The organism is Citrobacter sp. wls710, assembly GCF_005281115.1.
In the GTDB taxonomy this organism is placed as follows: Bacteria; Pseudomonadota; Gammaproteobacteria; order Enterobacterales; family Enterobacteriaceae; genus Citrobacter; species Citrobacter werkmanii.
In genome coordinates this window covers 123,628-138,391 of record NZ_SZXD01000007.1, presented here as the reverse complement: position 1 = coordinate 138,391, position 14,764 = coordinate 123,628, and the positions used below count along the sequence as shown (strand labels likewise).

Sequence of the window (14,764 nt, the reverse complement as noted above, 5' to 3'; positions counted from 1 at the left end):
AGGCGTAGCTCTATGCTTCCAGCGCTTTCACGCGTTTGCGGTACTCGCCCGGCGTACAGCCGAATTCGCGTAGAAAGACTTTATAAAACGATGACTCGCTGGCGTAGCCCACCGATTCAGCTACCACAATCAATGGTTGAGATCCGCGTGACAACATCTGAGCGGCGATTTGCAGGCGCAAAGTGGTTAACACCGCCAGCGGTGTGGCGTTTGAGACTTCACGGAATAATTGCGCAAAGCTGGCCCGCGACATGTGTACGCGTTTCGCCAGCTCTTCGACGGTCCACGCAAAGGACGGTGATTCGAGCATCAGAAACACCACGGCTCCGAGTTTGGGGTGCAGCAGTAAATTCAACACGTTTTGTGCGGGCGATGCTCTGGTTAACCACTCACGAACGGCTAAGGCGAACAGCGTGGCACATTGTTGGCTACATACAGCGCTGGAACCCGGCAACCCACTGATGGATTCCTGTTGTAATAGCGCAATCACGGCCTTGAGCCAGGGGCTGACGGGACTCTTTTCTTCTGGCGCCAGAATCAGTGCTTCCGGTAGCGCGGTTAAAAAATAGCGCGAGGTGGCGTGCAGTCGCAGGCTACCACAAACGATATGCGTTTGTTCATCCCCTGACTGGCAAAGTCGATGGGCGGAGTTCTGCGGCAGGATAACGAGAGTCCCTGGTCGCAGGGTGAAAGATGTCCCATCGGGCATATCAAGTTGGGCTGCCCCCTGAGTGACCGTATGCCAGCGGATAACGGACAGCTCGCCCGCCGCATGCGGCAGTTGCCAGTCTCTGCTCAGTAAACAGTTTTGATCGATCGAGCCTTGCGGATCGTTAAGCATGAGTAATCGACTGAGAGTGTCCATGAAGACTCCTGAGCAGTTTTTACCACTATTAGTTTGGCGGGATTATCTCGAAAATTCTAAATTAAAGTAATATCTTCAAAGTGTTAATTTATTATTCTTATATGTTTCGTGAAAAGAGGTTAAAAGTGATTTAGACGATTTGACAGTAATGAGCGCGTTCTGGATACGTTTCCCTTGCCTGGTTACCCCTATACTTCAGTTCAACAAATGAACAGTGACCAGGCGGAGAGAGAGCATGAATCAGTATCAGGCGATTATTATTGGATTTGGCAAAGCGGGTAAAACGCTGGCAGCTGCCCTGGCAAAAACGGGCTGGCGGGTGGCGATTGTTGAACAGTCGAACACCATGTACGGCGGGACATGCATCAACATCGGCTGTATTCCAACTAAAACCCTGGTACACGACGCTGAACTCCAGCATGACTTTGCTGCGGCGATGCAGCGCAAGGGTGCCGTTGTCAGTTTCCTGCGCGATAAAAACTTCCATAATCTGGCCGATCTGGAAAATGTAGATGTGATCGACGGTCGTGCTGAATTTGTCGATAACCGTACTGTGCGGGTCGTGCAGTCAACTGGCGCGATTGAGCTAAGCGGCGAGAAGATCTTTATTAATACCGGTGCGCAGTCAACGATGCCAAACGTAGAAGGGTTAACCACCACACCGGGTGTGTTCGACAGTACCGGGCTGTTGAATTTGACGCAACGGCCTGAACGTTTGGGAATTTTGGGTGGCGGTTACATTGGTGTGGAGTTCGCATCAATGTTTGCCAACTTTGGCAGCAAAGTCACCCTTTATGAAGCCGCTCCGCTGTTTTTAGCCCGCGAAGATCGGGATATTGCCGAAGCTATCGCCGGGATTTTACGCGACAAAGGGGTTGAGATTATCCTTAACGCCAACGTACAGGCGGTTTCGTCCGTGGACGGCGCGGTACAGGTGAAAATGCCGGGAGGCGTCCAGACTGTGGATGCGCTGCTGGTGGCATCGGGCCGCAAACCGGCGACCGAAAATCTGCAGTTGCAGAAAGCGGGTGTGGATGTAAACGACCGCGGCGCCATTATCGTGAATAAATATCTGCGTACCTCGGCAGATAATATTTGGGCAATGGGCGATGTCACCGGCGGGTTGCAGTTCACTTATATCTCACTGGATGATTTCCGTATTGTGCGTGACAATCTGTTAGGCGAGGGGGTACGTCACACCGGCGATCGTCAAAATATACCGTATTCCGTCTTTATGACGCCGCCGCTTTCCCGCGTGGGGATGACCGAAGAACAGGCCTGCGCCAGTGGTGCTTCTGTGCAGGTAGTCACGCTACCGGTGGCGGCGATTCCGCGTGCGCGAGTGATGGATGACACCCGTGGCGTACTTAAAGCGGTGGTGGATAGCGAAACGAAACAGATATTAGGTGTTTCGCTATTATGTGTGGATTCGCATGAGATGATTAATATCATCAAGACGGTTATGGATGCAGGATTACCCTATACAACTTTACGCGATCAAATATTTACCCATCCGAGTATGAGTGAATCATTAAACGATCTCTTTTCTCTCGTTAAATAATAAAAGCGCAGGGAAGATATACACCACGGATTTCCGTACTTGTCTGGAGCTGGACCTCTGGTGTTGAAGGATACGTTAATGCTGGCGGGAGCGGTGATGATCGTTGCAGATTCAGTCAGCTCAATCGTTATGCAGCGGTATTGAATTTTTAACGTTGTGCCCTCTGTAAGGTAGCAAGCCACTCTAGTTCGATTCGGTATTTACCGGGCCAGCAGGATGCTGGCTTTTTTCTGACTTAAGGGAAATTTATTTAATATATAAAATGTAACTATTCACTTTATAACAATAACGAGTCAGGGCTGTTTTGGCAGTTAATGATATGAAGAGGTGAGTACCATACGCACTGATGACAAAAGCGCGACAACCTGCGCATCGCCCAACCATCCCAATACCTTCATTTTTCTCTATTTTTTTCTGTGCAATTCTTGCTATTTGTTATCTCAAAACAGCATCTTAAATAAAATTATTATTCATTTTTGTTATAGTTAATCCATAAGTTCGCGTGGTTTTAAGCGCGGCTTAAGCTAGAATTATCCTGATTAAATGTTTTTACGTATCAATAATTGGCTAAAGATAGTTAAAAACTTAATTTTTAACCAACTGTCTGACATGGAATCCACTATGGTAATTAAGCACCAGGGCGGATGCTGATCTCGCGTTTTTGGGTAACCAAAAGCGGGACATATCTTAAATATGGAAATAAGGGTTTTAGAATGAGCTTTGGATTAGCAAAGGACAACAAGTTTGAAATCATCGCTATCCTTCGTGAAGAGCTGCACAAGAAAACGAAACTGGAAGTCTTATGCGAAAACAGTAGCGTTATCACACAGCTAGATAAGGTCGATTTCGAACGGTTTGTCATCTCCGGCCATGAAGAGATTGTGCCTGAAAAGGTCCAATACTTTATCCTGCACAGCGAAAGCGGGATTGTAAAATTTAGTGCCAGATTTGAACAAACTCCACCAGCAGGTGCGGAGGCAGGATTATCCTACCTCATCCCGGATATGATTTTCTTTGCCCAGCAGCGACAAAATCAGCGTTTTTCCTTCCTGAAGGGTTATGACTTTTTCTGTTTTGGTCGTTACAAAAACGGAGAAAACTACTCTTTCAGGATTAAAAACATCTCTCAGGGTGGCTGTGCGTTAATTGTTAAAGATGTAAATACCCGCTTTGTTTATAAAGATGCGGTGATTAAAAATGCCTCGCTGGAGTTTGATACGTTTGGCAGTTTACAGCTGGATTTAAAAGTGATCGATGTCGTCACGATCAATGAGTTTGATGAGGATAATCAGTTGTACTCCTGTCATCAGATCTCGTGTGAGTTCGATTTTAAAAATCGTCGTGAAGAGGCTGAAGTCGAGAAAATTATTATCAAATTTTTAATGAGTAACAAGATCAGAAGCTTATAAGGAGCGGTAAACAGGATGTTGATGTGTGGCAATGATAATTTTGTGGGCAACGGTATGTTCGCCTACCTGACCAGCAAACAAGTACCCGTACAAACATTCCAGTTTGAGGATATGTTGCATCAGTCATCATTATGTCAGCATCAAACCATGGTTTTTAATATCATTAATAATGAACAACCGTGTTCAGACGTCGTACAGTTTCTGAATAAAAATCGATTCAAGTTCTATAATAACGTCGTAGTGATTGTGGCTGACAGTTTGGTGGCGAAATTATGCGTGGAGTTATTATATATTGAGAAAGCAATAGTGTTGACTGAGAAATCTTCACTGCGAGATTTCGGTCAATTGGCGACGTTGTCGGTCGGGAAATGGAATCCCCGGCTGTATCGTTCGCAGAAAAGGTTAACTGAAAGGGAACAGCAGATCCTGAGTTTGCTGGTAAGTGGTTATACCGCTAAAGAAATTTCTGAATTAGTGAACCTTAACTATAAAACCATTCAGGCTCATAAAATGCGAGTCGTCGCCAAGTTGGGACTGAACAATACTTCTGATTTAAATAAATTAATTGTCAGATTCACCCATCGTATGTCTTTTTTACCCTAGTCTGGTGATTCTTTTCTGATGTAAAACATCTCATAGTAGATATAATTCGGGAGCGATGTGACTGGTTTTAAATTATATGATTTGTAGAGGTAGAGGGAATGTTTAATTCCAACGAGGTGCTCACCGCGCTTGAACAGGCATTGAATACCAGTCAGTTTTATATGGTTTATCAGCCCATTTTTAATTTGCACACTCAGCAAATTAGCGGATTTGAAGCATTAATGCGTTGGAACAGCCCTCAGATGGGGATGATCTCTCCCGATATTTTTATTACGTTATTGGAAGACAGCGGCAATATCATTTCAATTGAAGACATGGTTACCCACACCCCCTGGGATGTGGCGACTTCCTGGCCTGATCCTCTTGTATTATCAATCAATATTTCCGCACTTGAATTTTGTGACCCTCTCTTACCGCAACGCGTCAGACGTAATCTCACCCTCTGTGGGCTACCGCCTTATCGGTGCCAAATTGAGGTGACGGAAACCTCACCACTGCGCGACAGCCAGATAGCGGTTAACAATATGCTGGAGCTAAAGGAGATCGGGGTTAAACTCGCTCTTGATGATTTTGGTACCGGTCACGCAAATCTTAATTATCTGCTGAAGTATCCTTTTGATACCCTAAAAATTGATAAGGAATTTGTTGCTGGCATTGAGCCCGATACCCGATCGACAAAGATTGTGGAGGGCATTATTTCACTGGCACACAATTTTGGTATTGAAGTTCTCGCCGAAGGGGTGGAAACCCAGTCCCAACTGGACCGTTTAACGCAGATTGGTTGTGACAAAATTCAGGGCTTTTTCATTTCTCCGCCGGTGTTAGCAGAAGAAATCCCGTTACTCCTGACGCAGTATAATCGTTAATCTCTCCTTTTTATATTTCCCGGCCCTGCAAACTGCAAAGCAAAAAAAAGCCCCCTGCATAACAGAGGGCTGGTAAGTTTATGACTGCTTAGAACGATTTCTTAAAGCCAATGGAAGCATTAATCGGGGCTTCAACTTGCGACTTACTACCACCGTTGCTGAATTGCGTACCCAGTTCACCGTAGACCTGCACGTTTCTGTCGATTGACCAGGACAGACCGGCCGCAACTTCAGTGCTGGAGTACTGCTGTGAGGATTCCAGCGTGGTGGTGGCGACCGCATTGCTAAAGTGCGTTTTGTCTTTTGAACCCAGACCCTGCCAAACGTTAACCCTGCCGTACGGCTGGAATTTGCCATGGTTGGTGTCATAGTCGGCAACCAGACGTACGCCCAGACGGGCGGTAAAGGAATCTGCGGTGTCCATTTTCACTTTCGTTTGGGTCACACCGTCAAGCCGACCATTATCAAAATCGCTGTATTGGTAGATCAACTGAGCCTGAGGTTCCAGACTCCAGGCGCTTGAACCCAGACGGAACGATTTACCCATCTCCGTTGACGCCGTCAGCGTGTTGCCTTTGACGGTATAAGAACCGTTGTTCCCGGTCGCCGCCAGGCGAGATTTATGGTTACCGTACTGCAGGACGTTATCAACATACATCCCGTTACCCGAGAACCAGGTGGCGTAACCGCCGACGTAAAACGCATTGTCGTCGATGTTACCGCCTTTGCCATCGCTACCCGTCTTCGTACCTTTCACATTGCTGTCGATGTCAAGGATGCTGGTATACATCCCGGCTTTCCAGTTTTCGTTAGCATACATGTCAACGCCGACCTGAATACCCATGGTATGGGTGCTGGTTTGTGTCCCGGCCGCATCGTCCAGTTTGGTTTTACCGGAGTAACCAAGCATTCTCGCCCAGGCGCGATGATCTTCGTCAATACCCGGTTTAACCTCGTCGCCCATACGTTGGTGCATGTTACCCAGCAGGCTGATGTCGCCCTGACGCACAACGCTGGCAAGGCCAGAATACAGCATAGTTTCTGGACGATATTCGCTTCTCAGATACCAGTTTTCCCCCTGACCCTGAGCATTGCCCGCATGCAGTTGGTACTCAAACGCGCCTGCTGCCATACGATCGGCGGCAAGATGGAAGGCGTCACGCGACGTTTGCGCGGTGGTGGTTGCGCCATTGAGCGCCGTAACGACTTCGATACCATCACCGACGGTCGGCGCGCCGAGGCCAGAACCATCAACGTCCAGCAGCGTACTCCCGCTGGCTTTACCGCCATCAATAATCAGACGGTCGGCAATGCCTGCACCGCTACCATTCTGAATGACCGCCATGTTGATGGTCCCTTTTTCGCCGACGTAATCCCCTTTGACGGTTAACGTTGTGCCAGTCTGCTGGCCGATGAGCGAGACATCACCGCCGTTGCTCAGGCCTGCGACGGTCTGGTTGTATCCCTGCGTGTTCAACATGGTGTCAGCGACAACGTAGTGGTGTGACGCACTACTCAGGGTGTTGGTGTTACCCGCCCGCAGTACGCCATTGGCAATTAACGTTGCGCCGCTGTAGCTGTTTTCACCTTGCAGTTCCGTAATACCGCTGCCGGTCTGGTGCAACTGGCCTTTACCGCTGATATTGCCCGCTAACGCCAGGGTATCCGCGCGATCAACCTTGAGTACGCCGTTATCAACGATATCTCCCTGAATGCTGCCGATGTTACCGCCATTACCCAACTGTAAAACACCTTGTTCGATGGTAGTGCCCCCGGTGTAGGTATTATCCAGCGTCAGGGTGAGGGAGCCTTTACCGGTTTTGGTCAGATGACCATTACCTTCGACTTCCGTCAGCAGGGAAACGTTATGTCCGTTGGTATTGAATGTCCCGCCACCGGATTCCAGCGTCACCTGACGGGCGGTATCAAATGCTTCGCCATACTTCAGCGTACCGCCGTTGAAGGTAATACCCGTCTCTGGCGCGCCAAGGTTGGTATCACCCGCCACCTGCAACGTACCTGAGGTGATAGTGGTTCCACCGCTGTAGGTGTTGTCGCCAGTGAGGATTAGCGTCCCGAGATCGCCTTTATTCAGGCCGCCGGTACCGCGGATCACGCTGTCGATAGTTGCGGTGTAGTTTGCGCCGTCTACCGTGCCATCGCCGACGCGAATCAGCGTGTTCGCCGTGTCGGTGGTAATGGCCTCACCACCCACGCGATAGCCATCGGTGGCGAACTGCGCGCCGCTGATGATAACGTCGCCTTTGCTGTTATCGACGGTGACGTTGCCCGCTTCACCCTGGAAGACGGCGAAGGCGGCATCGGTAAACGGTGCGTTCAGCGCGCCTTCTGGCGTTGATTCATCCGTGGTCCAGTTGTCATTACCCTGGCTGGATTGCCAGATACCGTCGCCGCCGTTGATGACGCCGTTGTTTTTCAGCTCGCCATTCTCACCGCCGGTGCCGTCCCAGAAGCGCAGCGTCAGCCCGGCATGATTGACCAGGTTTACCTGGTTGTTAACAGAGGTTTGCACGTACAGGCTGTCTGCGGCTTCTGGCGCGTTGGCAATGTCCATCACATTGTTGGTCAAGGTGCCGGTGTAGTTGATGACGCGGTAAACGCCCACGTCAAAGCTGCCGCCCGGAGAGGTCTCAATATTGAGCTTACCGTCGAGCGTCAGGTCGCCATTCACATCAATCAGGTCGTTGAAGGCACCGCCTGGGGTATAAGCCTGACCAAACTGGTAATCCAGTTGGGCGTTATCACTCAGCGTCAGTGAACCGGTGGTCAGTTTACCCACGCTGTTGATGGCAGCACCAGCTGTAATATGAGCGTCGTCCAGCACGTCAACCGCGCCGCCGATAATACCGTTACCGCCGAGCGTCGCGCCGGATTTCACCGTTACCTGACCGGTCGCGGCAGACTGGTTGCCGTTGACCAGCAGCACGCCTTCATTGACGTCCGTGGTACCGGTGTAAGTGTTATCGCCTGTCAGCGTTAACGTACCGTCACCGATTTTCACCAGGCTACCGTCGTTACCGCTGATAATGCCGCTGATGGTGTCATCAAGATGCAGATTCCCCAGCGACAATGCTTTATTGCCCAGTTCGACATTCCCCGCGCCGGACAACGAGCCGATAGACGTTGCGCTGTCGACCGCGCTGATATCGACCTTACCACCCGCCAGGTTCTTAACGACGGTATTTTCAGCCATCGCCTGGTCGGCAAAGGTCATCAGTCCGCTGTTATTCACGCTGGAATTGCCGCCGCTGGCATTCTCTTCCAGAGCCAGCGTACTGTCTTTTGCCACGTTAAGCGTCGCGTTGCCTGCAGTGGCGTTGTCGGTTAACAGCGCTTTTGCTGCGCCCGTCAGGTTCAGTTTGGCGCTTGCGGCGGTGACGTTATCCGCCAGCGTTAACAGGCTGTCGGCAATGTTCATGGTCAGGGATTGCAGACTGGTATCTGTCCCGCTGACATTGAGCGTCGCCCCCTTATTGACGTTCACGGTGCTGCTTTCATTGCTACCAAAGGCTCCGGTTTTGCTGACGTTGACCGTGACATTGTTGGCATTACCCGTACCGGCAATTTCGGTATCACCTTTGTAGCTGTTGGCGCGATCGAGTGACAAGGTGCTGCCCGCATCGCTTGAGCTGCTGGTGACTTTCAGTTTACCGTCGCCGGTAATCTCACCGGCTGGCGTGAAGTGGTGCGAATTGAGGTCAAACACCGCCGCGTTATCACTCGCTCCCAGCTCAATAGTGCGATTGCTGGTCAGGTCTGCGCCCATCTGCAGGGTGGAGCCGTTGTTAATAACCAGATCGGTTCCGCTTTGGCCGAGGTTGCTGTCAGAGGAAATCTGCAACGTACCGCCATCAATGCGCGTGCCGCCGCGATACTCGTTATCACCGCTGAGGATCAGACGACCAAGGTCGGTTTTCACCAGCGTCAGTTTGTCAGTCGTGCTGGCTTCGCGGATCACGGACTCAATGGCCGCGGTATAGTTTTGACCCGCGCCACCGGCACCAACGCGCAGCAGCAGTTCACCGGTGCCTGGCGTCTGGCCTGCATGGGTCGCGTTTTCTGTGGTGGCATACGCGTTAAGTGCATCACCTTTAACCACATAGCCATCGGCGTCAAACTGTGCCCCGGAGAAATTAACTTCGCCCGCGGCGTTATCCACGGTAACGGTTCCGCCTTTGGTGGTGAAGACGGCAAAGGATTTTTGCGCCCAGGGAGCATTACCTTCACCGGTTGCCGTGGTCCAGTTGTTATCGCCCTGGCTACCGATCGCCATCCATTTGCCATCGCCGCCGTCAATTTTGCTGTTGCCTTCAATTCCCGACGCGCCATGGCTCTGATTGACGGTTGCGCCGTCCCAGAACTGCAGGGTAACGCCGTTGGCATTCACCAGGTTGACCTGTTTGTCGATAGAGGTCTGGACAAAAATATTACTTTTATCCTGGCTGTCTGGTATTGCGCCCAGCTCCAGCGTCTGGTTATTCAGCGTGCCGCCGTAGTTATAGATACGATATACGCCCGGTCCGAAGTTACCGCCCTGTGAAGTGGTAACATCCAGGGTTCCGTCAAGTTGCAGATCGCCTGCGACGTTGACCAGATCGTTTAACGCACCGCCTGGCGTATAAGCGTTGCCCAGTTCGAAAGCGGAGGTCGTTTTGCTGCCAAGCTGCAGATTACCGTTAATGGTGAGCGTACCTGCACCGCCATCACCCGCGCTGAGGGTGGTGGCATCGTTCATCAATACATTGCCGCCGATAATGCCATTCCCGCCAAGTGTGGAGGTGCCGCTGACGGTAGTTGCACCGCGCGCCGCGCTTTGATCGCCATTCACCAGCAGCGTACCGTTGGTGACGGTGGTGTCGCCGGTATAGGTGTTATTGCCGTTCAGGCGGGTAATGCCGCCGCCGATTTGTTGCAGTGCGCCGATGCCCGAAATCACCCCGTTGAGCAGGACGTTGTTGGCGCGGTTGATCGCCAGCATGCCGTTGTCGATGATGTCAGACACGGCGCTGACTTCGCCTGCATTTCCGCCGTTACCCAACTGCAGCGTACCGGTTTGATCAATGGTGGTAGAGCCGGTGTAGGTGCTGTTGGCGGTGAACACCGTGGTGCCGCCCGCCGCACGTTCAAATTTCCCGTCGCCGCTGATGATACCGCGATAGATTTGCGCCGCTGATGCATCCCCTTGGGTGTCGAAGATAACCCGACTGCCTGCGCCCTGGGTCGTCACATCGTAATCGCCAATGCTGGCGGCAGTACTGGTCGGCTCGACGTGATCGCCGGTGCGCAGCGTTGCGCCATTATTTACGGCAAGGGTTTTGCTCGCCAGACTCAGGTTTTCAACGATGCGGACATCCGCGTTTGATCCGCTGATGGTTAGGGAATCCCAGCCGGTGCCAATGTTGGTGCCGGTATTCAGGTTGTCGCTGGCAAGCGTGCCAATCTTCGCATCTTGCGTATTGGTGAAGGTGAGGGCATTGCCCGTACCCGCAGCGGTAATGATGTGGCGCGTTTTATCCAGTATTACATTGCCGATGTTGGCTTTGTTGTTGCCGCCAGTGCCAGCGAAATTCACTTCGCCCGCATAGGAACCGCTGCGCCAGTTGAAGGTGTCCCTGCCTTCGCCGGTATTGATTACGCCGCTGGTGATACCGCCGCTGATATCAATGGTGTCATTGCCTTTACCAGACTGAATAGCCACCGCCGTATCGTTGATGGCCTGAAGGGCACCGGTATTGGTGATTTTTTTCTTGCTGTCGCCGCTGGCGTCAATCACCGGTGAAGTCGTGCTGGCAGAAATAATCTTCCCGCTGTTGGTTAATGCACTGACGTTTTTAGCGATGATCGCAGAACCGCCCGCGCTGTCATGTACGTTGATATCGGCACTGGTCGTGACCTGGCCATCCGTGTTGGCGCGGATACCGCTGCCTTCGCTGTTTAGCACCTCAACGGTATAGCCTTTGCCGATTTTCAGATCGCCCGTCACCGCGTCGCCATTGCGTTGCTCAAAGGCGAAACCGGTACCTTTCCCGTTGACGTTGAGGATGTTGTTCAGTCCATCGTTCATGGTCAGCGCGACGCTGGTGCGGATCCCTGGACCATCGTTGGAATCGATGGTGACATCACGCAGCGTGATATTGGTGTTGTTGGCATCGTTTTGAATGCCGGCACCAGTACCCTCAGCGCGAATCATCACGCTTTGCGCGGCCAGCGCGCCTGCACCCTCGGCCAGACGAATACCGTCAGCAGATCCATTAGTGGTAATGCTGTCGCCAGTTTTACCGTTGATCAGCAGACTGGCCCCTTGGGTCAGCAGAACGCCAGCAGTACCATCATCAACCTGAATTTTGCCCAGCTTACTAATCTGCGCGTTATAGCCTGAGGCGCGTACGCCGATGCCGTTGCTGACATGCAGGGCGCTGGAGGAGTTATTGGTTAAGTTCCCGCCTTGTTGCACATCAACGCCGATGCTGTCGACGCTGGCCAGATCGATAATCGATTTGGTATCGAGGAGCAGGTTGCCCAGATTTCTCGCCACATAGGCGATAACCTTGTTGCCGCTGGCTTCAGAGGTGATCTTCGCGTTAGAGGTGAGGGTCGTGTTTGTAGCATTCCCCTGCGTGTTGCCATTCAACTGATGCGCCTGACCATCCACCACCCCGGCAATGGTGCTTTCACCGGTTAAATTGATGGTAGTTTTATCGCTGATGGTACCGTTGGCGCCGCCTTCGATGACCAGCGCTGCGGAGTTGGTGCCCTTAACGGTAAACGTCGCTTCCCCGGTATCTACGCTGCTGCCTGTGCCGGTGGCGAGGACGCCAACAGAATTGTTACCGCTGAGCGTCAGATTCAGGTCAGAAGTGGACTGATCCTTCGGGTTAGTCGTATTACCGGCCAGCAATGCGCCATTGGCGATACGGAAAATAGTGGTGCGATCCTGACCATTGTCATTCATCACCGCCTGCCCAATATTGGCGGTCGCGCCTTTACCATACAGGTAATAACCAATCTGATCGGTATTGTTGAATGCCGGACTACTCAGACTATCGACGTTAGCGATGGCGTTATCACGCACGTGTACGCCGATATTACCGGCCTGATTCAGGGTGATACCAGAATAGACATTGACCGTTGCCTGACCGTTGGCGCCGCCTTCCGCCCAAATAGCATAGTTTCGGTTACCGACGCCGCCGTCACCGTCTACTACGATAGAACCAGAAGCGCTGGTGGTGACTTCGGCGTTTTTCTTATTGGCGCTGACGTGGATCCCGACGTTATTGTTGCCATTAACGTTAATCTTGCCGTCATTTCTAATGATCTGACCATTCTCTGCGCCACTGTCACGCACAGTGATGCCGTAGTTCTTGCTGGTGCCTCCACGATCATCGCCATTGATTGCGATAGTGCCGGTATTCAGCACATTACCTGTTGCATTGCCGATCAGGATCCCGGCGGCGTTACGTATGCCGACGCCAAGGGTGATGAGACCGTTGTTAATCACCTCTTTGGCGCTTTTGGTCATGATACCGGCGCTTGGGCTGGCACCGCCTGGCAATACGGTATCCAAGGAGGAATTATTCGCATCGCGGCCAAGGTATATCGTTGCATCCTTGGCGTTGGTAAATGTGGCGTTGTCGGCGACTTCCACGCCAAAGGCGGTGCCATTACCAAAGGACTTCTTGTTTTTGCGTCCGTCGACGATATTGATATCGCCGTTATTCGTGCCCTGCGCGTCGTTAGACAGCTGCATACCAATGGCCAGCGTCAGCGAAGTCTCGGGATCGTCTTTACTCCAGGGGTCGGCAGCAGAAGCGGTACCGAAGTTATCGGTAGTAATCGCCTGGTTGATGGTGCCTTCGTTAGTAATTACGCTGGCGCCTTGCCCCTGCATGCCAAATGCACCGTAGCTGCTGACGTTTTGGTTACCGTCCTTATCAATAAACAGCCCGGAGTTGATGGTTCCGTGGTTGGTCGCCGTCGCATCTTTCGCCAGCATGCCAATTGCCAGGCTTTGCCCGGTAGAGGTACGCAATGCGTTCAGTTCGCCCAGGTTAGTGATAATCCCGCCGTCAATGGCTTTCATCACGCCATTAATACTGCCGTCTACGGCGATCATCGCGTCTTTGTTCAATGTACCGGCGGTACCTGCGCCGTTGGCATAGATAGCGTGCAGCTCACCGCGATCGGCGGTCGTGTTATTGCTATGCGACTCGCCATCGGTCCAGACGTCGTAATCCCAGGAGATAACATCAGATGACTTACCTGAAGTCAGTAAGTCATCAATCAGCTCAGCATACTTCGCTTGCGCGGCGGAGACGGTTGTGATTTGACTGTCTTCAACATCCAGCCACAACTGGATCTGACTGACTTTTTGTCCATCCGGTTTTTGCGCGGCATCATCGCTTTCGCCTAACAGCCAGCTATTGAACTTGGCCAGTTCCGCAGCCGTGGTAATTGAGAACGTTTTTTCACCTGTTTCGATAACCTCGCCGGCGTCGTTGTAGCCATACGTCATCAGCGTTACATCGCCGCCAAATACGGAGGTTGTCCTGGAACCGTTAAACGTTTTGGTCGGAATAACGGGGGCGGCGTTAAATTTGATGTAGTTATCGGATTGCCAGTTCACCTGGCTGTTGGCGCCTTGCGCTTCCAGCAGCGAGGAATCTTTAGCCAGTAATTCGATGGTATTGGCTTTGTCACGCACATGAAGCGTATCGTTGCCAATATTCAGATTGGCCGTGGCGCCATTGGTCGCCAACGCGATGCCAAATTGCTTATAGATTTGCGTTTGTTGCGGATCATACGTATTTAAAACAGCATCGCCGATTTGTGACTCAGTGATAAACCCGGCTAACGCACTGGTATCAAAAACTTTAATGGTATTTGGTTCTCCAGGAAGCGCCGGATCAAAAATATCAAAATCCGTGCTTTGCGAAGGTTTCGCTGATTGGGTATGAGTCAGGTATTCTGCCAGCTCTTCCTCCGTGGAGATTGTTTTTACGCTCTGGTCAGGGCTGGTAGCCTTAAGCGTGATTTTGCCGGTTTGCAGCAGCTCACGGATAGTCGTTGACTCAACAACGCCGCTTTGGCCTGGGGTAATCGTCGGGATCGCGCCGCTGATATTGAGCGCCTGACCAGTGGTATTATCTTCATATAAGAAGCCGTAGTTATGAATTCCCTCATAAACGCCAGCGGAAATTCCTCGCTGGTAGTCAGTAGAAATATTATGATCGCCGGTATCAATAATCGGATCAGCCGAGGCCATCATCGACGCTCCGCTTAATGCGCCAGCCGCCAGTACGGCGACAGTTTTACGCGAGCTGCTTTTTTTCTTACCTTTAGTTAATTCAGACACGACCACCCAGATACCGAGCGCCGCGTTCCAAATAATGCTGTAAACTTTGTTCATATATAACCCTCGTCTACATTCCTGTTATGTATG

General features: G+C 51.5%; 6 protein-coding genes and 1 pseudogene. 5 read left to right on the top strand and 2 right to left on the bottom strand.

All coding sequences use genetic code 11. The features are described from left to right. Positions 1-10: 10 nt before the first annotated feature. A complete protein-coding gene (gene rclR, locus FDX14_RS02825; protein ID WP_079225099.1) occupies positions 11-865 on the bottom strand; it encodes a reactive chlorine-specific transcriptional regulator RclR in 855 nt (284 codons plus the stop codon). Positions 866-1,100: 235 nt separating this feature from the next. Between rclR and rclA the strand changes: the two genes are divergently transcribed. The 5 genes and pseudogenes from rclA to FDX14_RS02800 all read left to right on the top strand — a co-directional run bounded on the left by rclA (position 1,101) and on the right by FDX14_RS02800 (position 5,304). Further along, positions 1,101-2,426, top strand: coding sequence for a reactive chlorine resistance oxidoreductase RclA (gene rclA / locus FDX14_RS02820; RefSeq protein WP_137348963.1), 1,326 nt, complete (start codon positions 1,101-1,103; stop codon positions 2,424-2,426). A gap of 15 nt (positions 2,427-2,441) precedes the next feature. Then, positions 2,442-2,570, top strand: a pseudogene (locus FDX14_RS02815) (DUF417 family protein); the annotation flags it as partial. A gap of 569 nt (positions 2,571-3,139) precedes the next feature. Next, positions 3,140-3,835 (top strand): flagellar brake protein, encoded by a 696-nt coding sequence (locus FDX14_RS02810; protein ID WP_042309913.1) that lies wholly within the window; start codon positions 3,140-3,142, stop codon positions 3,833-3,835. Positions 3,836-3,856: 21 nt separating this feature from the next. Continuing rightward, on the top strand, positions 3,857-4,438 hold the full coding sequence (locus FDX14_RS02805) for a helix-turn-helix transcriptional regulator (RefSeq protein WP_170973568.1): 582 nt from the start codon (positions 3,857-3,859) through the stop codon (positions 4,436-4,438). Positions 4,439-4,536: 98 nt separating this feature from the next. Next, positions 4,537-5,304: a putative bifunctional diguanylate cyclase/phosphodiesterase gene (locus tag FDX14_RS02800; protein WP_061381619.1), complete on the top strand. Its 768-nt coding sequence runs from the start codon at positions 4,537-4,539 to the stop codon at positions 5,302-5,304. Positions 5,305-5,392: 88 nt separating this feature from the next. On the opposite strand, the gene FDX14_RS02795 is transcribed toward FDX14_RS02800, so the two are convergent. Further along, complete coding sequence (locus tag FDX14_RS02795) at positions 5,393-14,731, bottom strand: autotransporter outer membrane beta-barrel domain-containing protein (RefSeq protein ID WP_137348961.1); 9,339 nt, start codon at positions 14,729-14,731, stop codon at positions 5,393-5,395. Positions 14,732-14,764 lie beyond the last annotated feature (33 nt).

Coding starts and splice junctions, on each gene's coding strand:
- rclR (WP_079225099.1), bottom strand. CDS start 865: ATGGACACTCTCAGTCGATTACTCATGCTTAACGATCCGCAAGGCTCG.
- rclA (WP_137348963.1), top strand. CDS start 1,101: ATGAATCAGTATCAGGCGATTATTATTGGATTTGGCAAAGCGGGTAAA.
- FDX14_RS02810 (WP_042309913.1), top strand. CDS start 3,140: ATGAGCTTTGGATTAGCAAAGGACAACAAGTTTGAAATCATCGCTATC.
- FDX14_RS02805 (WP_170973568.1), top strand. CDS start 3,857: ATGTGTGGCAATGATAATTTTGTGGGCAACGGTATGTTCGCCTACCTG.
- FDX14_RS02800 (WP_061381619.1), top strand. CDS start 4,537: ATGTTTAATTCCAACGAGGTGCTCACCGCGCTTGAACAGGCATTGAAT.
- FDX14_RS02795 (WP_137348961.1), bottom strand. CDS start 14,731: ATGAACAAAGTTTACAGCATTATTTGGAACGCGGCGCTCGGTATCTGG.